Source organism: uncultured Microscilla sp., from assembly GCF_947493425.1.
In the GTDB taxonomy this organism is placed as follows: Bacteria; Bacteroidota; Bacteroidia; order Cytophagales; family Microscillaceae; genus Microscilla.
Genome location: NZ_CANLRP010000525.1, coordinates 1 through 397, shown reverse-complemented (window position 1 = coordinate 397; position 397 = coordinate 1). Strand labels below are relative to the sequence as shown.

Annotated in this window: 1 pseudogene; it reads right to left on the bottom strand. The window is 52.1% G+C overall.

Annotation, left to right across the window (positions count from 1 at the left end):
- A pseudogene (locus tag Q0954_RS34570) lies at positions 1 to 397 on the bottom strand (hypothetical protein); the annotation flags it as partial.

Sequence of the window (397 nt, the reverse complement as noted above, 5' to 3'; positions counted from 1 at the left end):
CCCCATCAGTGGTCAACTCTCCATCAATGAGGCGTTTGTCAGTGTTGATCTTGATGCGGTCGAACCGGGCAAACACCCTGGCTCCCCGAAAAAACTTGATGTGGGTGTAGGCTCGGCCCGCAAACCAGCCTCCCCCCAGGGGTTTGACTTCTACCAGGGTAAACTCAAAATCGGCCGCCATTATTTTGTCACCTACTCGCAAATCTGAGATCGGAGTTTGATTGCTGAGGTCTATGGTAAGGGGTTTGCCACATTGTACTCCGGTGGGCTTGGGGGTGGGCATTCTGAAATCCAGGATAGCGGTTTCTTCACTGCCAAAAGCGTTGCAATCGGCGGTAAGTTTGAACGAATAGGACACTCCAGGTTCCATATCGTTGATTTGGACGCGGTTGGAGAG